This is a genomic window from Roseomonas sp. USHLN139, assembly GCF_037145735.1.
Taxonomy (GTDB): domain Bacteria; phylum Pseudomonadota; class Alphaproteobacteria; order Acetobacterales; family Acetobacteraceae; genus Pseudoroseomonas.
The window spans coordinates 457,372-482,045 of sequence record NZ_JBBCWY010000002.1 but is presented as its reverse complement, the minus strand read 5'-3'; the positions used below and the strand labels follow the sequence as shown (position 1 = coordinate 482,045).

At 73.1% G+C, this 24,674-nt stretch carries 23 protein-coding genes; 13 read left to right on the top strand and 10 right to left on the bottom strand.

Translation table 11 applies throughout. The features are described 5' to 3' along the window. Positions 1–29 precede the first annotated feature (29 nt). Entirely contained in the window at positions 30–1,028 is a 999-nt protein-coding gene (locus WFI16_RS09470; protein ID WP_419897578.1) for a Bug family tripartite tricarboxylate transporter substrate binding protein, read from the bottom strand. A 118-nt stretch (positions 1,029–1,146) separates the two neighbouring features. Here WFI16_RS09470 and WFI16_RS09465 point away from each other — a divergent pair, with 118 nt between their 5' ends. Then, positions 1,147–2,379 (top strand): amidohydrolase family protein, encoded by a 1,233-nt coding sequence (locus WFI16_RS09465; protein WP_419897577.1) that lies wholly within the window; start codon positions 1,147–1,149, stop codon positions 2,377–2,379. On the opposite strand, the gene WFI16_RS09460 is transcribed toward WFI16_RS09465, so the two are convergent. The 4 genes from WFI16_RS09460 to WFI16_RS09445 are packed head-to-tail and all read right to left on the bottom strand — an operon-like array spanning position 2,376 to position 6,313. Continuing rightward, entirely contained in the window at positions 2,376–3,143 is a 768-nt protein-coding gene (locus WFI16_RS09460; protein ID WP_419897576.1) for an alpha/beta fold hydrolase, read from the bottom strand. The genes WFI16_RS09465 and WFI16_RS09460 overlap by 4 nt on opposite strands. A 5-nt stretch (positions 3,144–3,148) precedes the next feature. Beyond that, positions 3,149–4,138 carry a Bug family tripartite tricarboxylate transporter substrate binding protein gene (locus WFI16_RS09455; RefSeq protein ID WP_419897575.1) on the bottom strand — a complete coding sequence of 330 codons (990 nt, stop codon included), beginning with the start codon at positions 4,136–4,138 and terminating at the stop codon, positions 3,149–3,151. 55 nt (positions 4,139–4,193) lie between these two features. After that, positions 4,194–5,066 (bottom strand): HpcH/HpaI aldolase/citrate lyase family protein, encoded by an 873-nt coding sequence (locus WFI16_RS09450; protein WP_419897574.1) that lies wholly within the window; start codon positions 5,064–5,066, stop codon positions 4,194–4,196. Then, a complete protein-coding gene (locus WFI16_RS09445) occupies positions 5,063–6,313 on the bottom strand; it encodes a CaiB/BaiF CoA transferase family protein (protein ID WP_419897573.1) in 1,251 nt (416 codons plus the stop codon). Before WFI16_RS09445 ends, WFI16_RS09450 begins: the two co-directional genes overlap by 4 nt. A 91-nt stretch (positions 6,314–6,404) precedes the next feature. On the opposite strand from WFI16_RS09445, the gene WFI16_RS09440 reads away from it, so the two are divergent. The 4 genes from WFI16_RS09440 (at position 6,405) to WFI16_RS09425 (ending at position 9,547) form a co-directional block, all read left to right on the top strand. Next, positions 6,405–7,340 carry a LysR substrate-binding domain-containing protein gene (locus tag WFI16_RS09440; RefSeq protein WP_419897572.1) on the top strand — a complete coding sequence of 312 codons (936 nt, stop codon included), beginning with the start codon at positions 6,405–6,407 and terminating at the stop codon, positions 7,338–7,340. Positions 7,341–7,400: 60 nt separating this feature from the next. Further along, positions 7,401–7,937 carry a 6-pyruvoyl trahydropterin synthase family protein gene (locus WFI16_RS09435; protein ID WP_419897571.1) on the top strand — a complete coding sequence of 179 codons (537 nt, stop codon included), beginning with the start codon at positions 7,401–7,403 and terminating at the stop codon, positions 7,935–7,937. Further along, a complete protein-coding gene (gene queE / locus WFI16_RS09430; protein WP_419897570.1) occupies positions 7,934–8,566 on the top strand; it encodes a 7-carboxy-7-deazaguanine synthase in 633 nt (210 codons plus the stop codon). The genes WFI16_RS09435 and queE overlap by 4 nt, the downstream gene beginning before the upstream one ends. A gap of 66 nt (positions 8,567–8,632) precedes the next feature. Beyond that, positions 8,633–9,547, top strand: coding sequence for a ketopantoate reductase family protein (locus WFI16_RS09425; RefSeq protein ID WP_419897569.1), 915 nt, complete (start codon positions 8,633–8,635; stop codon positions 9,545–9,547). A 100-nt stretch (positions 9,548–9,647) separates the two neighbouring features. Here the strand turns inward: WFI16_RS09425 and WFI16_RS09420 are convergent, their stop codons facing one another. Beyond that, positions 9,648–11,069: an amidase gene (locus tag WFI16_RS09420; protein ID WP_419897568.1), complete on the bottom strand. Its 1,422-nt coding sequence runs from the start codon at positions 11,067–11,069 to the stop codon at positions 9,648–9,650. Between the two features lie 252 nt (positions 11,070–11,321). On the opposite strand from WFI16_RS09420, the gene WFI16_RS09415 reads away from it, so the two are divergent. Together WFI16_RS09415 and WFI16_RS09410 are read left to right on the top strand one after the other, a co-directional pair. Continuing rightward, entirely contained in the window at positions 11,322–12,632 is a 1,311-nt protein-coding gene (locus WFI16_RS09415; RefSeq protein WP_419897567.1) for an aspartate aminotransferase family protein, read from the top strand. Between the two features lie 61 nt (positions 12,633–12,693). Continuing rightward, positions 12,694–13,869 (top strand): glycosyltransferase domain-containing protein, encoded by a 1,176-nt coding sequence (locus WFI16_RS09410; protein WP_419897566.1) that lies wholly within the window; start codon positions 12,694–12,696, stop codon positions 13,867–13,869. Here WFI16_RS09410 and WFI16_RS09405 read toward each other — a convergent pair. The 3 genes from WFI16_RS09405 to WFI16_RS09395 all read right to left on the bottom strand — a co-directional run bounded on the left by WFI16_RS09405 (position 13,863) and on the right by WFI16_RS09395 (position 15,286). Continuing rightward, complete coding sequence (locus tag WFI16_RS09405; RefSeq protein ID WP_419897565.1) at positions 13,863–14,153, bottom strand: glycine zipper domain-containing protein; 291 nt, start codon at positions 14,151–14,153, stop codon at positions 13,863–13,865. The two genes, WFI16_RS09410 and WFI16_RS09405, sit on opposite strands and share 7 nt — an antisense overlap. Positions 14,154–14,167: 14 nt before the next feature. Further along, positions 14,168–14,623 carry a Rap1a/Tai family immunity protein gene (locus tag WFI16_RS09400; protein ID WP_419897564.1) on the bottom strand — a complete coding sequence of 152 codons (456 nt, stop codon included), beginning with the start codon at positions 14,621–14,623 and terminating at the stop codon, positions 14,168–14,170. Between the two features lie 249 nt (positions 14,624–14,872). Then, positions 14,873–15,286 carry a nuclear transport factor 2 family protein gene (locus WFI16_RS09395; RefSeq protein WP_419897563.1) on the bottom strand — a complete coding sequence of 138 codons (414 nt, stop codon included), beginning with the start codon at positions 15,284–15,286 and terminating at the stop codon, positions 14,873–14,875. A 492-nt stretch (positions 15,287–15,778) separates the two neighbouring features. Between WFI16_RS09395 and WFI16_RS09390 the strand changes: the two genes are divergently transcribed. From WFI16_RS09390 to WFI16_RS09375, 4 genes are all read left to right on the top strand, one after another. Then, positions 15,779–18,709, top strand: coding sequence for a bifunctional diguanylate cyclase/phosphodiesterase (locus WFI16_RS09390; RefSeq protein ID WP_419897562.1), 2,931 nt, complete (start codon positions 15,779–15,781; stop codon positions 18,707–18,709). A 126-nt stretch (positions 18,710–18,835) separates the two neighbouring features. Then, on the top strand, positions 18,836–20,506 hold the full coding sequence (locus WFI16_RS09385; protein ID WP_419897561.1) for a DUF2491 family protein: 1,671 nt from the start codon (positions 18,836–18,838) through the stop codon (positions 20,504–20,506). 15 nt (positions 20,507–20,521) lie between these two features. Then, positions 20,522–20,935, top strand: a complete 414-nt coding sequence (locus tag WFI16_RS09380; protein ID WP_419897560.1) for a DUF350 domain-containing protein — start codon at positions 20,522–20,524, stop codon at positions 20,933–20,935. A gap of 24 nt (positions 20,936–20,959) precedes the next feature. Next, positions 20,960–21,760, top strand: a complete 801-nt coding sequence (locus WFI16_RS09375) for a hypothetical protein (protein WP_419897559.1) — start codon at positions 20,960–20,962, stop codon at positions 21,758–21,760. Positions 21,761–21,834: 74 nt separating this feature from the next. Here WFI16_RS09375 and WFI16_RS09370 read toward each other — a convergent pair whose 3' ends face one another. Then, a complete protein-coding gene (locus tag WFI16_RS09370; protein WP_419897558.1) occupies positions 21,835–22,263 on the bottom strand; it encodes a pore-forming ESAT-6 family protein in 429 nt (142 codons plus the stop codon). Between the two features lie 183 nt (positions 22,264–22,446). Here WFI16_RS09370 and WFI16_RS09365 point away from each other — a divergent pair, with 183 nt between their 5' ends. Next, positions 22,447–22,923 carry a CinA family protein gene (locus WFI16_RS09365; protein WP_419897557.1) on the top strand — a complete coding sequence of 159 codons (477 nt, stop codon included), beginning with the start codon at positions 22,447–22,449 and terminating at the stop codon, positions 22,921–22,923. A 103-nt stretch (positions 22,924–23,026) separates the two neighbouring features. Continuing rightward, positions 23,027–24,670, top strand: a complete 1,644-nt coding sequence (locus tag WFI16_RS09360) for a PPC domain-containing protein (RefSeq protein WP_419897556.1) — start codon at positions 23,027–23,029, stop codon at positions 24,668–24,670. Positions 24,671–24,674: the final 4 nt, after the last annotated feature.

Here is a 24,674-nt window from a genome sequence, read left to right as displayed (position 1 = left end):
GGGGCGCCCGGAGGGGCGCCCCGGGCGCGTCACTCGGGCTTGATGTTGCGCTTGCGGATCAGCGCGCCCCACTTCTCCATCTCCTGCGCCGCATAGGGACGGAACTCTTCCGGCGTGCCGCCGACCGGGTCGATGGAGAGCGGCGCCAGCTTCTCGCGCACCTCGGCCGACAGCATGATGCGGCGCGCCGCGCCGGCCAGCTGGTTGACGATGGCCTCCGGCGTGCCGGCCGGCGCGAACAGCCCGAAATCGGTCGAGGCGCGGTAGCCGGCCAGGCCGGATTCCGCGACCGTCGGGACGTCGGGCGCCTCCTTGCTGCGCTCGGCGCTGGTCACCGCCAGCGCCCACAGCTCGCCCGAGCGCAGATAGGGCACGGCGGTGACGGAATCGACGAAGGAGAGGGCGACCTCCTTGGCCAGCACCGCCTGCACGCCCTGCGCGCCGCTGCGATAGGGCACGTGCAGCATGCTGGTGTTGGACATGTCGAGCATCAGCTCGACGCCCAGATGGTTGGCGACCCCCGAGCCGGCCGAGGCATAGCTGATGGTGCCCGGCTTCTCGCGCGCCGCCTGCAGCAGGTCGGCCAGCGTCTTGTAGGGGCCGGACGGGTTGACGCAGATGAACATCGCATTGGTCGCCAGCATGCCGATCGGCGCGAAGGCGGTGGCGTTGTCATAGGGCAGGCGCTCGAACATGAAGGGCGCCATGGCGAAGGTGCCGTTCGGCACCACGGCCAGGGTGTAGCCATCCGGCCGGGCGCGGGCCAGGATCGCCTGGGCCACGGTGCCGCTGGCGCCGGCGCGGTTGTCGACCACGAATTGCTGGCCGAGCTGGGCCGAGAGCTGCTGCGACAGCAGCCGCGCCACGAAATCGGTCGAGCCGCCCGGGGCGAAGGGGACGATGACCGTGACGGTGCGGGTCGGATAGGCCGGCGCGGTCGCGCTGCCCTGGGCCAGGGCCGGGCGGGCCAGCGCGGCGGCGCCGAGCCCCAGCGCGCCGAGGACGGCTTCGCGGCGGGTGATGGACATGCGGTTTTCCTCCTGGCGCTGCCTTGAACGACGCGCGGCTTCTGGGCAGAGTCTATGAACGAACCGGATAGTTCTGACCATCGGAAAAACGATGGCGTGAGGCGGGAAGGAAGCACCGATGCCTGAGACCGTGACCATCCTGCTCGCCGGCGCCGCCTGGACCGGCGAGGGCAGCGCCGTGCTGGAGCAGCCCGAGCTGCACCTCCAGGCCGGCCGCATCGCCTGGATCGGCCGCCAGGGCAGCCGCCCGCGGCCCGAGGGCGCCGTGGTCACCGATCTCGGCGCCCGCTTCCTGACGCCGGGCTTCATCGACGCGCATCTGCATCTCTGGGGGCTGGACCTGTCCGACCCTTCCGGCCTGTGGAACTGGACACTGACCTACCGCACGGCGCGGGCCATCGCCGATCTCGGGCGGATGCTGCAGGCCGGCATCACCGCCGTCCGCTGCCTGGGCGGGCCGCTGGGCCCCTCGCTGGCGCGGGCGGTGCGAGAGGGGGTGGTGCCCGGCCCGCATATCGTCGCCGCCGGCGAGTTCATCTGTTCCCGCGCCGGCACCTGGGACCATGCCGCCTTCCCGCAGGCCTGGGTGGAGACGCTCGGGATGTATGCCGACGGCCCCGACGAATGCCGCCGCCGGGTGCGGGAGCGGATCCGCCAGGGTGCCGATTTCATCAAGGTGGGCGGCTCGGTCGGCGAGCACACCGACACGCTGCGGCCCTGGGGCGACGATCCGGCACGGCTGCGCCTGTCCTACACCGATGCCGAGCTGCGCGCCGTGATCGAGGAGGCGCATCGCAACGGCCTGAAGGTCGCCAGCCATGCCATCGGCGAGGCCGCCGTGCGCCAGGCGCTGGCGTGCGGCGTCGACAGCATCGAGCACGGCCACGGGATTTCCGCCGAGCTGGCGAAAAGGATCGCCGACAGCGGCGCCGTGCTGGTGCCGACGCTGGCGCTGCCGGCGTTGCGGGCGGAGACCGCGGCCCCGGCCGCCGCGGCGGGCTGGCGCCGGCACCGCGCCGCGCAGCGGGAGTCGCTGCAGCAGGCCCTGCGCGCCGGGGTGCGGATCGCGGCGGGGACGGATTTCGTGGGGCCTCCGGCGACGCCGCTCGGCCCCAGCGCGGTGGAGATGGAATTGCTGGTCGAGGCCGGCATGACCCCCGACCAGGCGCTGACCGCCTGCATCACCGAGGGTGCGTCCCTGCTGGGCCTGTCCGAGCGGATCGGCCGGCTGGCCGTGGGCTTCGAGGCCGATCTGGTCGCGCTGCCCGGCGACCCGCGCCGCGACATCGCCGTGGTGCGGCGGCCGGATTTCGTCATGAAGTCCGGCCGCGTCTGCAAGGCGCTTGCCTAGCCGGCGAGATGCGCCCGCATCGCCGCGGTCAGTTCCTCGGCGAACTCGAAATTCGGCACATGCGCGGCGCCGGGAAGGGTGACCAGCGCCGCGCCGGGGATGGCGTCGCGGATGGCCTGCGAATCCCGCAGCGGCGTCGCCACATCGGCCTCGCCGAAGATCACCGTGGTCCGCGCGGTGATCTTGCCCAGCACGCTGTCGGCACGGGCGTCGCGCAGGATGCCGGCGCCGGCGACATAGCCGTCGACCGGCCCGGCGACGATCATCCGCCGCAGCGCGCGCGAGCCGGGCGAGGCGACATCCGCCACCCAGCGGCCCAGCGCGGCATCGGCATTGGCCTCCATGCCGGCCTCGCGCGCCCGGGCGATGCGCTGGTCCCAGCCCTCGGGCGGGCCGAAGGTGAGGGCGGTGTTGCAGGGCATCAGCGACAGCACCCGCGCCGGGGCGCGCGCGGCCAGTTCCAGCGCCACACGGCCGCCGAGCGAAATGCCGCCGACATGCGCGGCCGGCACCCCGAGCGCGTCCAGCACGGCGACCGCGTCGTCGGCGAGGTCGGCCAGGGTGACGCCCTCGACCCCGCCCTCGCTCAGCCCCTGGCCGCGCAGGTCGAAGCGGATGACGCGATACTGGTCCGCCAGCGCCTCGGCCTGCGGGTCCCACATCCGCAGGTCGCCGGCCAGCCCGTGCAGCAGCAGCAGCGGCACGCCGCCGGGCGGGCCGTCGACGCGCGCATGCAGCACCGCGTCGCCATGACTGATCAGCATCGGCCTCAATCCGCCTTGATGTTGGCGACGCGCACCAGTTCCGTCATGCGGGCGCGGTGCGCGGTCAGCCAGGTCGAGAAATCCCCGGCGCTGCTGCCGACGGCGAGGGCGCCGAGCTGCTCCAGCCGCTGGCGCACCTCTGCCGTCGCCAGCCCGGCCCGCGCGGCATCGCCGAGCTTCGCCACCACCTCGGGCGGCGTGCCGGCCGGAAGGTAGAGCCCCGCCCATTCGTTGATGTCGAAATCGGCGAAAGTCTCGGCGACCGCGGGGATCTCCGGCAGCGGCGCGATGCGGCGGGCGCTGGAGACCGCCAGCGGCCGCAGCTTGCCCTCCTTGACCAGGCCGAGGCAGGCGGAGACCGAGGCGAAGGTGAAGCCCAGATTGTTCGCCAGCAGGTCCTGCACCGCCGGCCCGCCGCCGCGATAGGCGACCTGGGTGACCTCGATCCCGGCCTTCCAGGCCAAGGCGGCGCCCGCCATGTGCCCGGCCGAGCCATTGCCCGGCGTGCCATAGGTCAGCGTCCCGGGCTTCGCCTTCGCCAGGGCGATCAGCTCGGCCAGCGACTGCACGGGCAGCGACGGATGCACCGCCAGGATCTGCGGCGACACGGTGAGCTGCGAGACCGGCAGGAAGTCGCGCGCATAGTCGAAGGGAAGATTGTTGTAGAGCGCATGGTTCGAGCCATGCGCGGCGGCATCGACTAGCGCGGTATAGCCGTCGCGCGGGGCGCGGGCGACCTCGGCGGCGCCGATGGTGCCGGTGGCGCCGGGGCGGTTCTCCACCACCACCGGCTGGCCGAGCGACTGGGTCATCGGCTGGGCGATCAGCCGCGCCGTCGCATCGGTGCTGCCGCCGGGGGCATAGGGCAGCACGATGCGGATCGGCCGCTGCGGCCAGGCGGCCTGCGCGCGGACGATGGCGGGGGCCGCCAGCAGGGACGCGGCCCCCGCCGCGGCCCCCAGCGCGGCCCGGCGCCGGGTGATCAGGATGCTCATTCTTGTGGTTCCCTTGGACGTCGTCGTTTGGCCGGGCGGCGAGGCCCGGCCGGAATCAGCCCCCGGCCATGGCCAGGATCTCGTCGGCGCGCCGGACCACCGGCGCGTCGACCATGCGGCCGTCGAGCTGGAAGGCGCCGCGCCCCTCGGCCCGCGCGGCGATGTCGCCGGCGCGGACCCGGCGCGCCCAGTCGATCTCGGCGGGCGACGGCGAGAAGGCCTCGTTCAGCACGGTGACCTGGGAGGGATGCACCACCAGCGCGCCCCGGAAGCCCATGCGCCGGGCGCGGCGGATGGTCTCGGCGAAGGCCGCGATGTCGTCATAGGCGCCGATGCTGCCGACGAAGCCGAGCGGCAGGATGCCCGCGGCCCGCGCCGCCGCCAGCACGGCATAGTTCGGCGTGAACAGCGTGTCCGCCTCCGGCACGCCGCCCATCGCCGCCGAATAGTCTTCCGGTCCCAGCGTCATGGCGGCGACGCGCGGATGGCTGGCGGCGATCGCGGGCAGCGAGAAGAGGGCGACTGGCGTCTCGATCTGCAGCACCAGCCGGATGCCGCCGACCGGCAGGCCGCGGGCGATCTCCAAGCTGGCCAGCGCATCGGCGATCTCGCGGATATAGCCGGCATCCTCGACCTTCGGCACGACCAGCGCGGCCAGGCCCGGCATCACCGCCGCCTCCAGGTCGCGCGCCAGCTCCAGCAGCCCGTGATTGACCCGCACCATGGCGGCGGTGCCGTTGCTGGTGATCGAGGCGATCGAGGCCGCCAGCGTCGCCCGCGCGGCCGGCTTCTCGGCGGCGGGGACAGCATCCTCCAGGTCCAGGATCACCGCGTCGGCGCCGCGCAGATGCGCCTTGGCGACGAAACGCTCGACATGGGCGGGGACGAACATCAGGGAACGCCAGCGGGGCGGGGTGGCGGTGATCATGCGGCGGTCTCCGTCTTCGTCTTGTCCGGGGTGGGGGGCGGCTGGTGGATCACCCCCTCGGCCAGCAGGGCATCAATTTCGGCCTGCGGCAAGCCCAGCAGCCCGGCGAGCAGGCTGGCGCTGTGCTCGCCCAGCGCCGGGGCGGGGCCGGCGATCGGCGGCGCCGCGCCATCCTCGAAGCGGATCGGCGGCGCGTGCATGGCGGCCTCGCCCAGCTCGGCATCGGGGATGCGGGCGATGGCGCCCCGCGCCTTGACGTAGGGATGGTCTTCCAGCTGAGTGGCATCGAGCACGGCGCCGGCGGTGACATCGGCCTGTTCGAACAGCGCCAGGTTCTCGTCCAGGCTCATGGCGCCGATGCGGCCGCCGATCAGCGCGTCGAGGGCCTCGACATGGGCCATCCGGGCGTCGGCGGTCGAGAAGCGCGGATCGTCGAGCAGCTCGGGCAGGCCCAGCGCGGCGAAGAGCCGCACGACCGCCCCCTGCATCCCCGCCGAGAGCGCCACCCACTGGCCGTCGGCGGTGCGGTAGACATTGCGCGGCGCATGGCTGGGCGCCCGGCTGCCCTGGCGCAGCGGCGCTTGGCCGGTCACCTGATGCTCCAGCGCCAGCGGGCCGAGGACGGAGAGCACCCCGTCGAACAGCGCCAGGTCCAGCACGCGGCCGCGCCCGGTCTGCTCGGCCTGGCGCCAGGCGGCAACCAGCCCCAGCGCGCCATAGAGGCCGGTGACACTGTCGGCCAGGGGCAGCGGCGGCAGCACCGGCTCGCGGTCGGCGAAGCCGTTCATGGCGGCGAAGCCGGACAGCGCCTCGACCAGCGAGCCGAAACCGGGCTTGTGCGCCCAAGGCCCGGTCTGGCCCCAGCCGGAGATGCGCGCCACCACCAGCCGCGGGTTGCGGGCGTGCAGGACCTCCGGCCCCAGCCCCATGCGCTCCAGCGTGCCGGGGCGGAAGTTCTCGACCAGCGCATGCGACCGGGCCACGAGGTCGAGCAGGATCGCCTTGCCGCGCTCGGCGCGCAGGTCGATGCAGAGGCTCCGCTTGCCCCGCGCATAGGCCTTCCAATGGGTGGAGACGCCGCCCGCCCGCCAGCCGCGCAGCTCGTCGCCGCGGCCCGGCGCCTCGACCTTGACGACCTCGGCGCCGAGATCGGCCAGCGCCGCGCTCAGCACATTGCCGGCGACCAGCCGCGACAGGTCCAGCACCCGCATCCCGGCCAGCAGCGCCGGCCCCGGCATGTCGCCCATGGCGTTTCTTCCCTCGTTCTGGCCGGCAGAGTGGCACCGGGCTGGCCAGAAGGAAAATAGCGATCCATGCTGGCCGCCATCGCATTCCGCTATGGCCTTCGACATGGACCTGCGCCAGCTCCGCTATTTCCTCGGCATCGCCGAGACCGGCAGCATCTCGGCCGCCAGCCAGCGGCTGCGGGTGGCGCAGCCGGCGCTCAGCCAGCAGCTGGCCCGGCTGGAGGCCGAGCTCGGCGCGCCGCTGATGCTGCGCAGCAGCCGCGGCGTGACCCTGACCGCCGCCGGCGAGGCGCTGAAGACCCATGCCGAGCGCCTGCTGCGCGAGGCCGAGCGTGCCCGCGAGGCGGTGCGCGCCGAGATCGCCGGCCCGATCCGCGGCCGCGTCGCCATCGGCCTGCCGACCACGGTCGCCATGCTGCTGACCCTGCCGCTGCTGCGGGCGCTGCGGGCGGAGCATCCGGCGCTAGCGCTGCACCTGGCCGAAAGCCAGAGCGGCCATCTGCAGGAATGGCTGCGCCAGGGCCGCATCGACCTGGCCATCCTGTTCGACCAGGAGGGCGCGCCGCCGGGCCTCGGCCTGCGGCCGCTGGTGGAGGAGGAGCTCTATCTCGCCGGCACCGGCGGGGAGGGCGCCGAGATCACGCTGGCGGAGGCGCTCCGCCTGCCGGTGCTGCTGCCCGGCCGCGAGCATGGCTTCCGCCGGCTGCTGGAGGCCCATGCCGCCCGCGCCGGTGGCGCCTGGCAGGTGGTGGCCGAGGTCGATGCCCTGCCGCATCTGAAGGCGGGCGTCGCCGCCGGCCTGGCCCATACCGTGCTGCCCTGGGCGGCGCTGGGCGCCGAGATCGCCGCCGGCACGCTGCGGGCGCGGCGCATCGTCGCGCCGGTGCTGCGGCGGACCGCCGTGCTGGCCTGCGCCGGCGAGCGCCCGGCCAGCCGTGGCCAGCAGGCGGCCGAGGCTTGCCTGCTGGCCCTGGTGCGGCGGCTGGTGGACGAGGGGGCCTGGCGCGGGCGCCTGCTGCTGGCGTGACGCGACATGGCTGCCGTGCGGCGCTTCCAAGCGGGGCCCGCCTGGTCTAAGCCCGGCCGCATGTTCGGCCTCGTCTTCTCCCGGCGCTTCTCCATGGCGCATCGCCTGACCTCGGGCCTGTCGGAAAAATGCGCCCTGCCGCATGGCCATAACGAGACGGTCACCGTCCGGCTGGAGGCGCGGCGGCCACAGCGCCTGGATGGCGCGGCGAACATGGTCGAGCCCTTCGAGCGGGCCAAGGCGCGCTGGCACGGCTGGATCGACAGCGCCGTCGACCATGCCTTCCAGGTCAATGCGGCCGATCCCCTGCTGGGCTGGTTCCGCCAGCACGAGCCGGCGCGCGCCGCCCGGCTGCTGGTCACCCCGGGCGACCCGACCACGGAAATGCTGGCCTGCCTGATGATGGCGAAGGTCTCGGCCTTCCTGGCCGCCGATGGCGGGGTGCTGCGCTGCGCCTCGATCCGGCTGGAGGAGACGCCGACCAACAGCGTCACCTTCGACGGCGACCCGGCCGGTTTCCTGCCCGCCGGACTGCCGGACGGCGCCTGGTGGCAGCGGGCGGATGCCAGCATCAACGACCTGGATGCCCGCCTATGAGCTATGCCGTGAAGGAGATCTTCGCGACGCTGCAGGGCGAGGGCGCGCAGGCCGGCCGTCCCTCGGTGTTCTGCCGCTTCACCGGCTGCAACCTCTGGTCCGGTCGGGAGCAGGACCGCGCCAGGGCCATCTGCCAGTTCTGCGACACCGACTTCATCGGCACCGATGGCGAAGGCGGCGGCCGCTTCGCCGATGCCGGGGCCCTGGCCGAGGCGGTGCTGGCCGCCTGGCCGGGCGGAGCCGCGCATCGCTACGTGGTCTTCACCGGCGGCGAGCCGCTGCTGCAGCTGGACGCCGCACTGGTCGCCGCCATGCACGCCCGCGGCTTCGAGATCGCCGTGGAAAGCAATGGCACCGTCGCGCCGCCCGAGGGCATCGACTGGCTCTGCGTCAGCCCCAAGGCCGGGGCGGCGCTGGCCGTCGACAGCGGGTCGGAGCTGAAGCTGGTCTTCCCGCAGCCGGCGCTGATGCCCGAGGCGGTGCAGCACCTGGCCTTCCGCCATTTCTACCTGCAGCCGATGGACGGGCCGGACCGGGTGGCCAATACCGCGGCCGCCGTGCGCTACTGCCTGGCCAACCCGCAATGGCGGCTGTCGCTGCAGACCCACAAGCTGATCGGCATCCCCTGACCGCCGCCGATTGACCATTGCGGGCATATGCCCATAATCGGCCCGACAAGCGGAAAAGGGCAGGGGATGCGCATCCTGATCGTCGGCGCCGGGGCCACCGGCGGCTATTTCGGCGGGCGGCTGGCGGCGGTCGGACGCGACGTCAGCTTCCTGGTGCGGCCCGGCCGGGCGGCGCAGCTGCGCCAGGGCGGGTTGCAGATCCTCAGCCCGTCGCATGGCGACCTGGTGCTGCATCCGCAGATCGTCGAGGCCGGAGACCTCGCCGCGCCCTATGACGCCGTGCTGCTCAGCGTGAAAGCCTATGCGCTGGAGGCCGCGATGGCCGACCTGGCGCCGGCGATCGGGCCGGACACCATGCTGGTCCCCATCCTGAACGGCATGCGCCACCTGGAGACGCTGACCGAGCGCTTCGGCAGCGCCGTGCTGGGCGGGGTCTGCAAGGTGGCGACCGAGCTGGATGCCGGGGGCCGCATCCACCAACTCGCCGCCCTGCAGGAACTCTCCTTCGGCGAGCAGGACGGCAGCCTGTCGCCGCGCGTCGAGGCGCTGGCGGCGGCCATGCAGGGCGCCGGCTTCACCGCCCGGGCCTCGACCGCGATCCTGCAGGAAATGTGGGAGAAATGGGTGATGCTGGCGACGCTCGGCGGCATCACCTGCCTGATGCGCGGCCATGTCGGCGCGGTGAACAGCGTCCCCGGCGGCAGCGCCTTCGCCGCCAGCCTGCTGCAGGAGATCGCGGGCGTTGCGGTGGCTGCCGGCCATCCGCCCGCCACCGCGCTGATGCAGCGGCTGGCGGCGGGCTTCACCGACCCCGCCTCCACCCAGACCTCGTCGATGTATCGCGACCTGGCGAAGGGCCGTCCGATCGAGGGCGCGCAGATCATCGGCGACCTGCTGGTCCGCGCCCGCGGCTGCGGGCTGGAGACGCCGCTGCTCGCCACGATGGACGTGCATCTCGGCGTCTACAGCGCCACAAGCTAGAGCCGACCCCGATCTGGTGGAATCACCAGATCGGGTGAAGAGGCTCGAAGAAACAAGAGCCTGGCGTGGTTGAGGTGAGCCCGGGCGAACGGAAACCGCGCTAGGCCAGCGGCGGGCGCAGCCCGGCCCAGGGCCGCGCCTGCTCGAAGGCCGCCGAGGCCTGCAGCACCGACAGGTCGTCGAAGCGGGGGCCGACGATCTGCAGCCCGACCGGCAGGCCTTCCTCGGTGAAGCCGGCCGGCAGGCTGGCCGCCGGATGGCCCGACATGTTGAAGGGGTAGGAGAACTCGGCCCAGCCCAGCCAGTCCCAGGCATGCTGCGGCCAATGCGCCGGCTGCAGGTCCTTCGCCGGAAAGGCGGCGACCGAGACCGCCGGCGTCACCAGGAAGTCGAGCCCGCTCATGAAGCGGTGGATCTCGGTGACATAGGCGTATTTCTTGGTCCGCATCCGCTGGTAGTCGCTGGCGCTGACCGGGGCGCCCTGGCGGATGCAGGCGACCAGACCGGGATCCATCCGGCTTTCCCATTTCTCCAGCTCCGGCAGCCAGCGCGACATATGCGCCGACCAGAAGAAGCGGCCGATCTCGACGCCCTCCGGTCCCCAGGGGGTGGCGACCGGCTCCAGCTCGCTGCCCAGCGCCGCGGCCAGGGCGCGCGCCGCCTCCAGGCTGATCGCCGCCACGTCCGGATCGACGCGGGCATGGCCCAGATCGGCGCTCCAGCCGATGCGCAGCTTCCTGCCGCCCATCGGCTTGCGGTCCAGCAGCCCCGGATAATCGGCGGGCGGCGCCTCGGCGCTCATGAAGTCCCAGGGGTGCGGGCCGGCCATGACCTGCAGCATCAGCGCCGCATCGGCCACGTGCCGCGTCATCGGCCCGATATGCGAGGTCAGGTCGCCGACCGAGGGCGGATAGTAGGGCACCCGGCCGAAGCTCGGCTTCAGCCCGTAGATGCCGCAGAAATGCGCCGGCATGCGGATCGAGCCCGCCCCGTCGCTGCCCTGGTGCAGCGGGCCATAGCCGGCGGCCGCGGCCGCCCCGGCGCCGGCCGAGCTCGCCCCGGCATTGTAGCCCGCCTTCCAGGGATTGCTGGTGATGCCGGTCAGCGGGCTGCGGCTGACCCCGGTCCAGCCGAATTCCGAGGTGGTGGTCTTGCCGATGATGATCGCGCCGGCCTCGACCAGCCGCGTCGCCACCGGGGCATCCTCGGCCGGGCGGTGGCCGGCGAAAAGGTTCGAGCCGCTCTGCATCGGCATGTCCGCGGTCGGCGTCAGATCCTTCAGCGTCGCCGTCACGCCATGCAGCGGGCCGAGCGGCTCGCCGCGCATCACCGCCTGCTCGGCGCGGCGGGCGGCGGCCAGGGCAGCATCGGCGGCCAGATGCGCCATGGCATTGATGCGGGGCTCGGCGGCCTCGGCCTGGGCCAGCACCGCCGTCGTCAGCTCCAGCGGCGAAACCTTCTTCTGCCGGATCAGCGCGGCCAGCCTGGTGGCCGGCATCCAGGCCAGCTCGGTCTCGGTCATGCGGTTCTCTCCCCCTGCGGCTCGAAGGTGCATGCCAGACCCATTCGGCGCCGAGGGCAATCCGCTTTCTGCCCCGCCGCACCGCCAGCGGGAATGCCAGCGGGAACGCCAGCGGGAATGCCAGCGGGAAAACGGGTTCGGAAACCGCCTGCCCGCGCCTGCGAAACTGCCGCGGGCCGCGAAAGCGGCTTGCACACCCCTGCCGCCTGCCGCAGCCTTCCGGTGGTTTCGCGAGAACAGGGGATACCGGGCATGACCGCTTCCGCCAGCGCCACCGCGACGAGGGCCACTGCAACGCGGCAGGAGGCGCTGCTCGAAACCGCCCGCCGTGTGCTGCCCGGCGGCAGCTTCGGCAATCTCGCGGGCGACGTGGTGCTGGCGCGCGGCGCCGGCGGCCATGTCTGGGACGAGGACGGGCGCCAGTATATCGACTACCTGCTGGGCTCCGGCCCGATGCTGCTGGGCCATGCGCATCCCGCGGTGACGGCGGCGGCGCAGGCGCAGATCCCGCTGGGCACCACCTTCTTCGGCAACAACCGCCCCGGCATCCTGCTGGCCGAGGCCATCGTCGAGGCGGTGCCCTGCGCCGAGCAGCTGCGCTTCCTCTCCAGCGGCACCGAGGCCGATCTCTACGCCATGCGCCTGGCCCGTGCCTTCCGCGGCCGCGACAAGATCCTGAAGTTCGAGGGCGGCTATCACGGCATGAGCGACTATGCCCTGATGAGCCTGGCGCCGAAGCGGCCCGGCAACTCGGCCCGCCCGATCCCGGATTCCCCCGGCATCCCGGCGAGCGTGGTGGAGGAGGTGATCGTCGCCCCCTTCAACGACCTCGCCGCCGCGACCGCGCTGATCGAGCGCCACGCGGAGGAACTGGGCGGCGTCATCGTCGAGCCCTTCCAGCGGCTGATCCCGCCGGCGCCCGGCTTCCTGCAGGGGCTGCGCGAGGTCACGGCGCGGCTGGGCATCCCATTGATCTTCGACGAGGTCGTCACCGGCTTCCGCTTCGCCTATGGCGGGGCGCAGGAATATTACGGCGTCACGCCCGACCTCTGCACCCTGGGGAAGATCTGCGGCGGCGGCTTCCCGCTCGCCGCCATCGCCGGCCGCGCCGAGATCATGGCGCTGTTCGACCGCGCGACGGCGGGCGAGGAGAAGTTCCTGCCGCAGATCGGCACGCTCTCGGGCAATCCGGTGGCCGCCGCGGCGGGGCTGGCGACGCTGGACGTGCTGCGCCGGCCGGGCACCTATGACGCGCTCTTCGCGACCGGCAGAGAGCTGATGGCGGCGCTGGCGGAAGAGATCCAGCGCGCCGGCTTCGCCGCGCAGATCCTCGGCGAGCCGCCGCTGTTCGACGTGGTCTTCTCGGCCGCGCCGGTCACCGATTATCGCGGCATGCTCGGCGCCGACGCGGCGCTGATGAAGCGTTTCAACGCGCTGCTGCGCCAGCGCGGCATCCTGAAGGGCGAGAGCAAATACTATGTCTCCTGCGCGCATGACGCCGCCGATGTCGCGGCGACGCGGGAGATCTGGGCCTCGGCGCTGAAGGCGCTGAAAGCGGGCTGACGCCCGGCCGCTCGCGGCGGCGTGACCGGTTCCGATGGCAAGGGCATGATAGAGCCAGGCCATGGCCATTCCCGATGCCAGCCCTGCCGGGCCGCGCCGCTGCGTCTACACGGTGTTGACCGGCGGCTATGAACGGCTGACCGAGCAGCCGGTGGCGGCGCGCTCGACGCTGCCCTTCCTCTGCCTGACCGACGATCCCACGCTGCGCAGCGACAGCTGGCGGATCCGCCCGGTCGCGCCCTGCCTGCCGATGGACCCGGTGCGCAGCCAGCGCGCAATGAAGCTGCTGCCGCATCGCCATCTGCCCGAGTTCGACCAGTCGCTCTATATCGACAACAGCGTGCTGCTGACCGCGCCGCCCGAGACGCTGTTCGCGCAGTTGGCGGCGGGGCAGGGCCTGGCGCTGCCGGCGCACAGCTACCGCGACAGCCTGCTCGACGAGTTCCTCGAGGTCAGCCGGCTCGGCTATGACGACCAGGGGCGGATCTTCGAGCAGCTCAACCACTACCAGCTGGCCTGCCCGGATGCGCTGGCGCAGTCGCCGCCCTGGACGGCGATCCTGCTGCGCGACCACCGGGACGCGCGCATGCGCCGGGCGATGGAGCTCTGGCTGGCGCATGTGCTGCGCTATTCGCGGCGCGACCAGCTCTCGGCCGAAATCGCCTTCGCCCAGGCCGGGCTGGTCCCGCAACGCCTGGCGCTCGACAATCATCTGTCCTGTTTCCATGCCTGGCCGCGCAGCGCGGCGCGTCAGATGCGGCCGCCGGCGCTCTCCCTGGTACCGCCCGCCGCGCAGCTGCGGCAGCTGGAACAGGCGCTGGCCACCGGCGAGGCCGCGCGGGCCGCGGTGGCAGGCGAGCTGGCCGGGCAACTTGCTGCGACGGCGCGGCTACGGGCCGAGCTGGCCGCCTCGGCGCAGGCCGGGAAGGCAGCGTTGGAAACCCAGGCCCGCGAGGTGGAACGGCTGACCGCTGCCCTGGCCGAGGCGGAAGAGGCGCTCGACCTCGCTCGGGCCGATGCCCGCGAGGCGGCGTGTCAGGCCGCACTGCGGCTGCAGGCCGCCGAGGCGGCGGCGGCGCAGGCCCGGCGGGACCGTTCGGAAATCCTGCAATCGACCAGCTGGCGGCTGCTGGCGCCGCTGCAGGCCTGGCTGGCGCGGCATCCCCGGCTGCGGGCCGGGCTGCGCCGGGTGCGGCGGCCGGGCAAGCACCCGGCCGCCGTCAGTCTGGATCAGTAGCGGCCGTAGCTGCCGCGATAGCCGCGGCCGCGCGGCTCGGGGCCATAGCCGCCGTAGGAATTGCGCTGCGACTGGTCGTAGAGATAGCCGGCGCCGGCACCCGCGCCGGCCCCGAGCAGAGCGCCGAAGCCGGCATTGCCGCTGAAGGAGCCGAGGATGCCGCCAAGGGCGGCGCCGCCGGCGGTGCCGCCGACGACATTGCGCGCCTGCGGGTTCATGTCGGCACAGGCGCCAAGCGAAAGGGCCGCGATCAGCGGCAGCGCGATGCGCGCGGAACGGATCATGGACATGTCTCCTCTCAGCGCGGCGTGGTCGCGGGGCGGGTGGCGCGGCGCGCGGGCTGCGCCGCGGCCTGCGGGCAGGGGAAGCTGGCCTGGGCGTAGCGCAGCAGCCCGTCGATCGCCGGCTCCGCATTGTGCTGCGGGTTCTGCCGGGCCCAGGCGGCGAAGCCCAGCCCGGTCTCCGCCACCGTCGGCGCCGGGGTCGGCACGCAGTAGAGCGGGCGGCTGACCGCCGAGCCGGCCGGGTTCAGCGCCGCGTGATACTGGCCGGCGGCGGTGATGAAGCCCTGGCAATAGGCGATGGATTCCAGCCGCAGCGGGCTGCTGGCGGCAGGGTCGCAGATGGCGGCCAGGTCGGCGACGGTGCTCGCCTGGGTGACCGGCTCGGCGGCGGCGGTGCCGGTCATGCCTTGCGCAAGCGCGGCGCCGCTGGCGAGGCCAAGCAGTGCTGCCGTGGTAACGAATATCCGCATGGGCCCATTCCTCGCGGTTGGGGATGTCTGGCGATGCTGGTCGAAGCCGAAGGGACGGCCAAGCGCCGGTGCCATAATGTTTTCGCAAGCTGCAAGCCGGTCTGCACGCATCCTCTGCAAGACTTGCCGCTGCCGCGGGGTGCCGCAGCGCTGCGCGACGACCGGTGTCGTTTCCCTCCGCGGGACAAGCGCGCGGCAGCGGCAAAGGTTGCGGCGGCCGGCGGTCCGGGAATCGGCCGGCGCCGCCGCCTACCCCGCCAGCTGCGGGGTGCCCAGGCAGAGCCAGGCGCGGGTGATGCGGCCGCGCGCCAGCTCGTAGATCGCATAGACCTCGACCGCGCCGCGGCCATCCGGATAGGTGCGGGTCATCGTCTCGTGGTCGATGACCAGGCTCAGCGCCAGGGGCGGGGCCGCCTCCGCCTCCGGGTCAGGCGCCGCCCCGGGCGACAGCTCGACCCGGCGGCGCAGGCGGTTGTGCAGGTCGGGCTCGCGGAACCGCGCCGCCTGGCGCCGGCGCAGCGCCGCGGCATCGTCCGGCAGGGCCTGGTCGGGCAGTTCCCAATAGGCGCAGTCCTCGCTCCAGCAGCGCATATAGGCGCCGAGATCGCGGGCATTGTAGGCGTCGAGCTGCTGCTGCACGAGCAGGGCGGCCTCGCTGGCCATGCCGGGTCTCCTGGATAGGGCTCAAAAAAAACCCCGCGACAGACATCGCGGGGGGCGGACGCAGGCCCAGGGCCGCCACGAGGCTCAGCCTGGACAGGCTGACCTGGTCCGCGGCGCCGGGCGGAACGGTCCGAGGCGGCCATCACGCTCGATCCGGTTCGGTTCCGGGGCGCTTCGGCGACGCTCGGCGGGCGTTCCGCGGGCGGTCACATGGCGAGCTTCGCGCCGTTTCCGGCAATCGGTCAAGCAGGCTTTCACTTCCCCGTGTTAAGCGGCCGGATGAGGAGGCGCGGGGTGGTGGCGGCGGGAGGTGGCCGGGCCGGACCGCCGCCTGCGAGAAACCGGCTCCGCCCTGCGGGTAATGCAACCGGTTCACGCAACTCTTGCGCGCGGCTATGCTTGGACGGAAAGCTGTCATGCCGATAACCGGGGAGGGAAGGCACTGATGATCGGAGCGGGGCGCGCCGGGCCGCCTCCAGCGGGAGGCCTTTGATGGCGGCCGCGCCCCTGCCGGAGAATGAGGAAGCCCGGCTGCGCGCCCTCGGCGCCTGCGAGCTGCTGGACACGCCGCAGGATGCGCGCTTCGACGCCTTCGCCGACCTGGCCAGCCGGCTCTATGCCGTGCCCTATGCCCTGGTGTCCCTGGTCGACCGCGACCGGCAATGGTTCAAGGCCGCCATCGGCCTGCCCCAGGGCAGCAGCATGCCGCGCGACATCAGCTTCTGCGCCCATGCCATCCTGCGGCCGGACGAGACCATGCTGGTGCCCGACGCCCTGGCCGATCCGCGCTTTGCCGACCATCCGATGGTGCAGGGGCCGCCGCAGATCCGTTTCTACGCCGCCGTGCCGCTGCGCGACGCGGCGGGGCTGCCGGTGGGCAGTCTCTGCATCCTCGACACCGCGCCGCGCCGGGCCGACGGCGTCGACCTGGCGCCGCTCGAGGAGCTGGCGCTCGGCCTGGCCGCGCTGATCGAGCACGGCCGCAGCCTGGCGGCGCTGCGCGAGAGCGACGAGAACTACCGCTACACCATCGAGCTGAGCCCGCAGATCGCCTGGACGGCCGATGCGGAGGGCATGGTCCTGTCCGTCGGGCCGCGCTGGCAGTCGCTGATCGGCATGCGGCCGCAGGAGGCGCTGGGCGATGGCTGGATCCGCGCCCTGCATCCCGACGACGTGGCGCAGACCTTGCGCGCCTGGGGCGTCTCCCTGCGCAGCGGCGCGCCGGTCGACCTGGAATACCGCCTCTCCACCACCAGCGGCGAGTACAGCTGGTACCGCGTCCGCGCCGCCGCCCGCCGCGATGCCGCGGGGCGCATCATCCGCTGGTACGGGACCGTCGAGGATGTCAACGAATCCAAGGCGGTGCGCGAGGCGCTGCGGCAGAGCGACGAGCTGGCGCGCAGCGTGCTGGAGAACAGCCCGGCCTGCATCAAGGTGCTCGACCTCTCCGGCTACCTGATCTTCATGAACGGCCCCGGCCTGGCGCTGTTCGAGCTGGATTCGGTGGAGAGCGTGGAAGGCTTCGGCTGGCGCCAGACCCTGCCGCCCGAATATGTCGCCGCGGTGCAACAGGGCGCGCGTGTCGCCGCCCGGGGCGAGAGCGTGCAGTTCACCATCTTCTGCCCGACCGCGCGCGGCCGGCCGAAATGGTGGGAGATCGCGATCCGGCCGATCGTCGGCGCCGACGGGCTGCCCTATCGCCTGCTCTGGATCTCGCGCGACATCACCGAGGAGAAGCAGGCGCGCGCCCAGCAGGAGGCGGCCACCGCCCGCCTGGCCGATGTGCTGGAGACCACCTCGGACTGCATCGCCGTGCTCGACCGCGACTGGACCTTCACCTATGTCAACGGGCGGGCCGAGGCCTGGTTCGCCCGCCGCGGGCCGGCGCTGGGCGCCAGCGCCTGGAGCATGCTGGCCACCGCCGAGGATTCCCGCTTCGCCCAGCAGCTGCGGCGCGCGATGGTGGAGCCGGCGGCGACGACCTTCGAGGAGCACCTGCCCTCGATCGATGCCTGGCTCGAGGTGCATGCCTATCCCTCGGCCGAGGGGCTGACGCTGTTCTTCCGCGACGTCAGCGCGCGGCGCCTGGCCGAGGCCGAGCAGCGCCGCAGCGAACAGCGCATCGCGCATATGGCGCGGCATGACGCGCTGACCGGCCTGGCCAATCGCGGCGCCTTCCAGGAGGAGATCGGCCGCGCCCTGGCGGAGGCACCGCAGGATTGCGCGCTGCTCTTCCTCGACCTCGACAGCTTCAAGGATGTCAACGACGCGCTCGGCCATCTCGGCGGCGACCGCCTGCTGCAGCAGGCGGCCGAGCGGTTGCGCCGCCTGCTCCGCGAGGGCGCCTGCATCGCCCGGCTGGGGGGCGACGAATTCGGCCTGCTGCTGCGCGGCGCCGGCCCGCGCGAGGCGATCGGCGGCCTGGCCTTGCGCATCATCGATGCGGTCAGCGAGCCCTATCTGATCGACGGCCAGCGGCTGCGCGTCGGCGCCAGCATCGGCATCGCCCTGCCGGACCGGCAGGCGGCGGCGCCGCAGGCCGAGGCGCTGATCCGGCAGGCCGACATGGCGCTCTACAGCGCCAAGACCGAGGGGCCCGGCTTCTATCGCTTCTTCGCGCCGGAAATGACGCAGCGCCTGCAGAGCCGGCGGGCGCTGCGCAACGACCTGCGCGAGGCGTTGGAGAATGGCGAGTTCTCGCTCTACTTCCAGCCGGTGGTGGCGCTGGGCGACCGCCGCGTCGTCGCCTGCGAGGCGCTGCTGCGCTGGTTCCGCCCCGGCCGCGGCTCGGTGCCGCCGGCGGAGTTCGTCCAGGTCGCCGAGGAGACCGGGCTGATCGTCCCGCTCGGCCGCTGGGTGCTGCGCCAGGCCTGCCTCGCCGCGCTGGACTGGCCGGCGGACATCGTCGTCGCGGTCAACCTCTCGCCGGCGCAGTTCACCGGCCCTGGCCTGCTGGAGGCGGTGGCCGCCGCCCTGGAGGAGACCGGCCTGCCGGCCTGCCGGCTGGAGCTCGAGATCACCGAAAGCGTGCTGCTGCACGAGGATGCCCTGGCGCTCGACACGCTGCACGCGCTGCGCGCGATGGGCATCGGCATCGCCATGGATGATTTCGGCACCGGCTATTCCTCGCTGAGCTACCTGCGCCGCTTTCCCTTCGACAAGATCAAGGTCGACCGCTCCTTCATCGCCGACCTGCCGCAGCGCAGCCAGTCGCTGGCCATCCTGCGCGCCATCGTCGGCCTTGGCCGCAGCTTCGACATGCCGATCACCGCGGAGGGCGTCGAGACCGCCGAGCAGGCGGCGACCGTCGCCGCCGAGGGCTGCCGCTATGCCCAGGGCTACCTGTTCAGCCGGCCGCTGCCGCAGGCGGAGATCGCGGCCTTCCTGGCCCGCTCGGAACGGGCGGCGCCAGCGGGGTGGTAGCCGGCTTGTGACCCGGCGCCTCCCTGGCCGCGCGGGCCGGCCGCGCCTATGCTCTGGCCATGCGCTCGGGCCCTCGCCGCCTGAGACGTGAACTGCTGCTGGACCAGCCCAGTCGCCGGGAGCCCCATGCGCAAGCGCCTTGCCGTGCCTCTGATCATTGCCGCGCTGGCGATCGCCGGCCAGGCAGGGCTTCCGGTCGCCCCGCAGCAGATCGTGGCGGAGGCCGAGGCGCGGCCGCGCTCCTCCGGTGGCTATTCGCGCTCGCCCAGCACCTCGCGCAGCTACAGCAGCGGCAGCAGCCGGTCCTCGGGCGGCTATTCACGGCCCTCTTCCGGTTATAGCCGAACCCCCAGTACCAGCCCGAGCTACCGCGACCTGTCCACCGGCGACCGCAGCTACAACCGCAGCCAGTCGGGCGACGCGCTGCGCCGGCTGCGCGAGCGCGACGCCGCCGAGCAGCGCCGCCGCGACACCCCCGCCACGACCCCCGGCGGCAGCACCGCCGGCAGCACTGCTGGCAGCGGCGGCGGCTGGTGGGGCTCCTCGCGCGGCTCCGGCTATTCGGGCGGGGGGTATTCCAGTGGGGGCGGCGCCCGTGGCGGTTATTCGGGGGGCGGCTATTCCGGCGGCGGCTATGGCGGCTGGTATCGCGACCGCGGCTGGACGCCGCCGGCCGGCATGCTGCGCGGGCCGCGCCGCTTCGGCATCTGGGACGCCGCCTTCCTGTGGTTCCTGTTCAGCACGCTGTCCAGCCCGGGCCATGCCGACTTCTTCCACCACCACCAGGCCGATCCCGGCTACCAGCAGTTCCGCCAGACCGCCGAGCAGCAGGCGGCCAGCGACCCCGATATCCGCGCCCGCCTGAATGAGCTCGACGCCGCGCTGGACAGCCGCCGCGACCAGCCGCGCAACGCCGATTTCCTGCCGCCCGAGGTGCCGCTCGCGGTCGCCACCGGGCAGGAGGCGCCGGATGCCCGCACCCCCTCCACCGCCGAGGCCGGCGAGGAGGAGGGCGGCATCGGCGCCGTCACCGTCATCCTGGTGCTGCTGGCCGGCGGCGCGGTGCTCGCCCTGCTGGCCTGGCGCCGCCGCCGTCCGGAGCCGCCGACCATGTCCTCTGGCCCCTCGGGCAGCGCCAGCCCGCTGCAGAGCGCCGCCAATATCCTGCGCCACAAGATGTCGGGCGAGGGCTATGCGCCGTCGCAGTTCCGCCTCGGCATGCCGATCAGCATCGATCCCACCCCCTTCATCCTGGCCGCCGGCGCCACCCATCTGGCGCCGCCGCCCTCGGGCGCCGGGGCGCTCAGCGTCGAGGCGATCGGCCGGATCGGCGGGACCGGCCCGGGGTCCCTGGTGCGGCTCTATCTGCCGGAGGAGCAGGGCATGATCCAGCTGCATCTCGGCGCCGGCAATGCGCCCGACGAATGCCGCTTCTTCGCGCTGATCGACGAGGTGACCCCGGCCGATGAGGCCGAGTGGGAGGCCTGGCTCGACCCGCGCGAGGGCATGATCGGCTGGCCGGAATTCCAGACCAAGGATGGCCAGGTCTATCAGCGCGCCTGGGCGCCGGGCGCGGCCAAGGTGGCGCCGCGCGACATGCCGGAGGAGGTGGAGACCACTGACGGCCGCCGCACGATCCGTAACCAGAGCATGCTCTACAGCCGCCCGACCGGCAGCCCGGCGCCGGCGCCGGCCACCGAGTACATCCTGGTCTCGGCCATCGAGGACGGCCGGGACGCCTGGGTGGAGATCCGCGCCGGCCTCGACCTCAACCCCGCCTCGCTGTCGCTGGCCTGAAGGACGCAACGCGCCATGGACGTCATCTTCGAGACCCTGCGGGCCGGACTGCCCGTGCTGGTGCTGCAATTCGCGGTGACGCTGGCGCTGCTGGCGCTGGGCGTCGCGCTCTACATGGCGATCACGCCCTTCCATGAGATGCGGCTGATCCGCCAGGGCAATGCAGCGGCCGGCGTGGTGCTGGGCGCCAGCCTGGTGGCACTGGCCGTCCCGCTGGCGGCGACGCTGGCGACCAGCCGCGTCACCCTCGACATCATCGTCTGGGGGCTGGTGGCGCTGGTGCTGCAGCTGCTGGTCTTCCTGGCCGCCTCCCTCCTGATCCGCGGCCTGCGGCAGATGATCGAGGATGGCAACCTGGCCGCCGCCTGGCTGTTGGCCGGGCTGCAACTGGCCGTCGCCCTGCTGAACGCCGGCGCGATGGCCGGCTGATTTCGTCGAAGAAGGAACAACGCCATGCTGGCCTTCATCCGCAACCTGGTGGGCGTGAAGACCGACCAGGCCGTCAACTCCGCCGTCGAGGCCATCGTCCGCTGGGACCCGAAATCGGCGACCGAGGCCGAGCTGCGCACCATGGAGCAGCATCTCGACCAGCTCGGCCTGCAGGTCGCCGAGGCGCGGCAGATCTTCGACAAGGAACGCCGCGAGGCGGAAGCCATCGAGAAGCTGTCGCAGCAGCGCCTGGCCGCTGCCGAGCAGCTGCAGAACCGCGCCGCCGCCGAGGCCGATCCGGCGCGGAAGGCGGAGCTCGAGCGCTCGCTCGGCACGCTGGTCGGCATGCTGGAGGAGATGGCGCCGGAGCTGGAGCGCGAGAAGCGCGACGCCGTCGAGGCCGAGGAGTTCCTCGCCACCCTGACCGAGACCTACAACCAGGCCGGCGCCAAGCTGAAGACGGCGCGCGCCGAGCTGACGCGGGCGCAGCGCGACATGACGCGGGCCGAGCAGCAGCGCGAGGCGGCCGATCGCCGCGCCGAGGCCGCCCGCCAGGCGGCCGGGCTGACGGGGGCCACCAGCGGCCTCAGCGTCGCGCTGAAGGCCATGCAGGACACGGCGGCGCGCAACCTGGCAGAGGCCGAGGCGGCCAACAGCAAGGCGAAGCTGCTGGCGCCGACGCGGCCCGAGCAGGACGACCCGAACATCGCCGCTGCCCTGCAGGCGGCCAGCGGCGGCGGCGGCCCGGCGCTGAGCGTCGCCGACCGGCTGGCGGCGCTGCGCGACAAGCAGGCGGTGCCGAAGCGGATCGGCGGCCCCGGCTGAGCAGTCCGGGCTGACACAGGAAAGGCCGGCGGGGTCGCCCCCGCCGGCCTTTTTGCTGTCCGGCGTTCTGCCGGTTACTGCGGCGGCAGCGAAGCGCCGGCCTGCTTCACGGAATCGCCCATGCGCTGGCAGAGCGCCGCCTCGGTGGTGTTCTGCCCCTTGGCGGCATCGGCCAGCGTGACGGATTGCGGCCCGACCACGATGGCGCCGGCCTTGCCGCGGGCATAGGCGGCCTCGCCGCCGCTGGTGTCCTGCGGCTTCGGCAGATTGGCCATGATGCGGGTCTGCAGCGCCACCGTGCTGGCCTCGATATGGCCGGCCGCCTGGCAATATTCGAAGACGCCCTGCTGGTTGCGCGCGGCTTCGTAGATGGTCTTCAGCTGCTCCGGCGTCGGCCCGGCGGGCGCCTGAGCCGCGGGAGCCTGCGGCGCGGGGGCCTGGGCGAAGGCCGGCATGGCGAGGGCGAGCAGCGCAGCGGCAAGCAGGGGGGTGCGTGGCGACATGGGGGTCCTCTTCTCTCGGGCGACCGCCCGCGGAAGGCGGGGGCGTCCAGTTGTCGCAGCATAGATCGGCAAGAAGAGGCCGGACAGGCGCCGTATTTTATTTCCCTGATCCCTGAAGCCCTTGTGATATTCTTTGCGACATCACAATATAACGCATTGTTGAACTTTGCGGAGGGATGACGAATGGTGGAGCAGGAGATCGCGGCGCTGCTGACCGCGCGCCGGGAAAAGCTGGCGGTGGCCGAGAGCTCGGCCGGCGGGCTGATCGCGGCGCGGCTGCTGGCGCTGCCGGGCGCCTCCGCCTTCTTCCTGGGGGGCAGCGTGATCTACACCGCCGCGGCGCGCGAAGGCCTGCTCGGCATCACCGCCGGCGACATGGCGGGAATGCGCCCCTCGACGGAAGCCTATACCGCGCTGCTGGCCGAGCGGGTGCGCATCCGCCTCGGCGCCGACTGGGGACTTTCGGAAACCGGCGCGACCGGGCCGGCCGGCAACCGCTATGGCGATGCCGCCGGCCATGCCTGCCTGGCGGTCGCCGGTCCCGTGGCGCGGCGGGCGACGCTGGCGACCGGGCAGGGGGATCGCGCCGCCAACATGCAGCGCTTCGCCGATGCGGCGCTGCTTCTGCTGCGCGACGCGCTGCGTGGGGAATCTTCGTGACACCGACGTCATTCCGGCCATCAGGAACGTGATCCCGCCGCCGATTGCCGCCCCCCAGGCCCTGGTCTAGCTGGTTGCGAGAAAGCTGCGGAGGGCGGACGGCATGGCACGGATCGGCGGGTTGAAGGCATGGCAGGCGCTGCCGGCGGCGGCGCTGCTGGCCGGGTTGCTGCAGGCGGGGCCCGCGGGCGCGCAGCCCCGCCCGACGCCGCCCGCGCCGCCGGCCGCGACCGAAAGCGGCCCGCCGAAAAGCGGCGGCGGCGGTGTCGCCCGGCCCGGCAATGCCGCCTGCCCCGGCGGCCAGGCGGCGGAAATCGCCACCAGCCCGGAGGCGGCGGCGCGCGTGCAGCCGCTGGCGCCCGACCAGCGGCTCTGCATCCGGCTGTCGCGCGGCCAGGCGGCCTATTTCCGCGTCGCCCCCGAGGCCGGGCGCGACTACACCGTCACCACCAGCCGGCTCGGCCGCAGCACCGACACCGTGCTCGCCGGCCTCGACGCGCGCGGCCGCAAGCTGATCGAGGATGATGATGGCGGCGGCGACGATCTCTCCTCCAGCCTGGAGGTCAGCGCCGACAGCCGGGTCGCGGTGATCCGCGCCGGCACGCTGGACAACCAGCCCGGCACCTTCGACATCACCCTGACCCGCAACGCACCGCAGACGCCGCCCGACTTCCCGACCAGCCAGGAGATGGCGGCCAGCGCCCCGCCGCTCGAGCCCGGCAACACCCGGCATCTGCGGCTGCGCCGCAACCAGACGGCCTATTTCGCGCTGCCCGCCGACCGCACCGGGCTGGTCGCCGTCACCCGCAACCTGCGCGGCAGCACCGACACCGTGCTGGCCCTGCTCGATGCCGAGGGCCGCGTGCTGCTCGAGGATGATGATGGCGGCGGCGGCTTCGCCTCGGAGCTGGCGCTGAACGACCCGCCGGAAGGCGCGGTGACGCTGCGCGTCGGCACGCTCGAGCGCATGGCCGGCGAGTTCGACCTGGTGCTGGTGCGCGAGGCGCCGCAGCCGCCACCCGATTTCCCGACCACGCTGCAGGCCGCGCGCGACCGCGGGCCGATCGCGCCGGGGACGATGTCGCTCGATCTCGGCCGGCGGCAGAGCGCCGTCTTCGCCCTGCCGGCCGAGGGCAGCTTCGTGCTGGAGACCCGCAACCTGCGCAACGATGCGGATACCGTGCTCTACCTGCTCGACGAGGACGGCACCGTGCTGGCCGAGGATGATGATGGCGGCAACGGGCTGGCCTCGCGCATCAGCACCAGCCGCGCAGGCCGCCGCCCGGCCTTCGTCCGCGCCGGCACGCTGAACGGCCAGGGCGGGCGCTTCGACCTGGTGCTGCGCGCCTCGGGCAGCCGGGTCACCGGCAGCCGCGCCTCGGGCGATGGCGGCGCGGCCTCGGGCAACGCCCCCGGCAGCATCGAGGAGGCGGCGCGCCGCCCGACGCTGCAGGTCGGTGAGGCCGTCTCGGTGCGGCTGGAGGGCGACCAGAACGCCGTCTTCGCCCTGCCGCATGACGGGCGGCTGGCCATGGCGCTGACCTTCTCGCTGTCGGAGGGCGCCGACACGGTGCTGGAGATGCTCGACGCCGAGGGCCAGGTCATCGCCGAGAACGACGATGCCGATGGCGGCCTGGCCTCGCGCCTGGTGATCGAGCCGCAGCCGCGCCCGGCCTATCTGCGCGTCAAGCAGCTCGGCGGCGAGACGGCCAGCTTCCAGCTGGTGCTGATCCGTCCCGTCGAGTGACGAA

What these genes read in the sequence shown, in the direction of transcription:
- WFI16_RS09455 (WP_419897575.1), bottom strand. Translation starts at nt 4,138, where the DNA reads ATGAGCATCCTGATCACCCGGCGCCGGGCCGCGCTGGGGGCCGCGGCG.
- WFI16_RS09445 (WP_419897573.1), bottom strand. Translation starts at nt 6,313, where the DNA reads ATGGGCGACATGCCGGGGCCGGCGCTGCTGGCCGGGATGCGGGTGCTG.
- WFI16_RS09420 (WP_419897568.1), bottom strand. Translation starts at nt 11,069, where the DNA reads ATGACCGAGACCGAGCTGGCCTGGATGCCGGCCACCAGGCTGGCCGCG.
- WFI16_RS09460 (WP_419897576.1), bottom strand. Translation starts at nt 3,143, where the DNA reads ATGCTGATCAGTCATGGCGACGCGGTGCTGCATGCGCGCGTCGACGGC.
- WFI16_RS09470 (WP_419897578.1), bottom strand. Translation starts at nt 1,028, where the DNA reads ATGTCCATCACCCGCCGCGAAGCCGTCCTCGGCGCGCTGGGGCTCGGC.
- WFI16_RS09465 (WP_419897577.1), top strand. Translation starts at nt 1,147, where the DNA reads ATGCCTGAGACCGTGACCATCCTGCTCGCCGGCGCCGCCTGGACCGGC.
- WFI16_RS09370 (WP_419897558.1), bottom strand. Translation starts at nt 22,263, where the DNA reads ATGTCGCCACGCACCCCCCTGCTTGCCGCTGCGCTGCTCGCCCTCGCC.
- WFI16_RS09360 (WP_419897556.1), top strand. Translation starts at nt 23,027, where the DNA reads ATGGCACGGATCGGCGGGTTGAAGGCATGGCAGGCGCTGCCGGCGGCG.
- WFI16_RS09375 (WP_419897559.1), top strand. Translation starts at nt 20,960, where the DNA reads ATGCTGGCCTTCATCCGCAACCTGGTGGGCGTGAAGACCGACCAGGCC.
- WFI16_RS09415 (WP_419897567.1), top strand. Translation starts at nt 11,322, where the DNA reads ATGACCGCTTCCGCCAGCGCCACCGCGACGAGGGCCACTGCAACGCGG.
- WFI16_RS09410 (WP_419897566.1), top strand. Translation starts at nt 12,694, where the DNA reads ATGGCCATTCCCGATGCCAGCCCTGCCGGGCCGCGCCGCTGCGTCTAC.
- WFI16_RS09365 (WP_419897557.1), top strand. Translation starts at nt 22,447, where the DNA reads ATGGTGGAGCAGGAGATCGCGGCGCTGCTGACCGCGCGCCGGGAAAAG.
- WFI16_RS09400 (WP_419897564.1), bottom strand. Translation starts at nt 14,623, where the DNA reads ATGCGGATATTCGTTACCACGGCAGCACTGCTTGGCCTCGCCAGCGGC.
- WFI16_RS09435 (WP_419897571.1), top strand. Translation starts at nt 7,401, where the DNA reads ATGTTCGGCCTCGTCTTCTCCCGGCGCTTCTCCATGGCGCATCGCCTG.
- WFI16_RS09405 (WP_419897565.1), bottom strand. Translation starts at nt 14,153, where the DNA reads ATGATCCGTTCCGCGCGCATCGCGCTGCCGCTGATCGCGGCCCTTTCG.
- WFI16_RS09385 (WP_419897561.1), top strand. Translation starts at nt 18,836, where the DNA reads ATGCGCAAGCGCCTTGCCGTGCCTCTGATCATTGCCGCGCTGGCGATC.
- WFI16_RS09450 (WP_419897574.1), bottom strand. Translation starts at nt 5,066, where the DNA reads ATGATCACCGCCACCCCGCCCCGCTGGCGTTCCCTGATGTTCGTCCCC.
- queE (WP_419897570.1), top strand. Translation starts at nt 7,934, where the DNA reads ATGAGCTATGCCGTGAAGGAGATCTTCGCGACGCTGCAGGGCGAGGGC.
- WFI16_RS09425 (WP_419897569.1), top strand. Translation starts at nt 8,633, where the DNA reads ATGCGCATCCTGATCGTCGGCGCCGGGGCCACCGGCGGCTATTTCGGC.
- WFI16_RS09440 (WP_419897572.1), top strand. Translation starts at nt 6,405, where the DNA reads ATGGCCTTCGACATGGACCTGCGCCAGCTCCGCTATTTCCTCGGCATC.
- WFI16_RS09380 (WP_419897560.1), top strand. Translation starts at nt 20,522, where the DNA reads ATGGACGTCATCTTCGAGACCCTGCGGGCCGGACTGCCCGTGCTGGTG.
- WFI16_RS09390 (WP_419897562.1), top strand. Translation starts at nt 15,779, where the DNA reads ATGGCGGCCGCGCCCCTGCCGGAGAATGAGGAAGCCCGGCTGCGCGCC.
- WFI16_RS09395 (WP_419897563.1), bottom strand. Translation starts at nt 15,286, where the DNA reads ATGGCCAGCGAGGCCGCCCTGCTCGTGCAGCAGCAGCTCGACGCCTAC.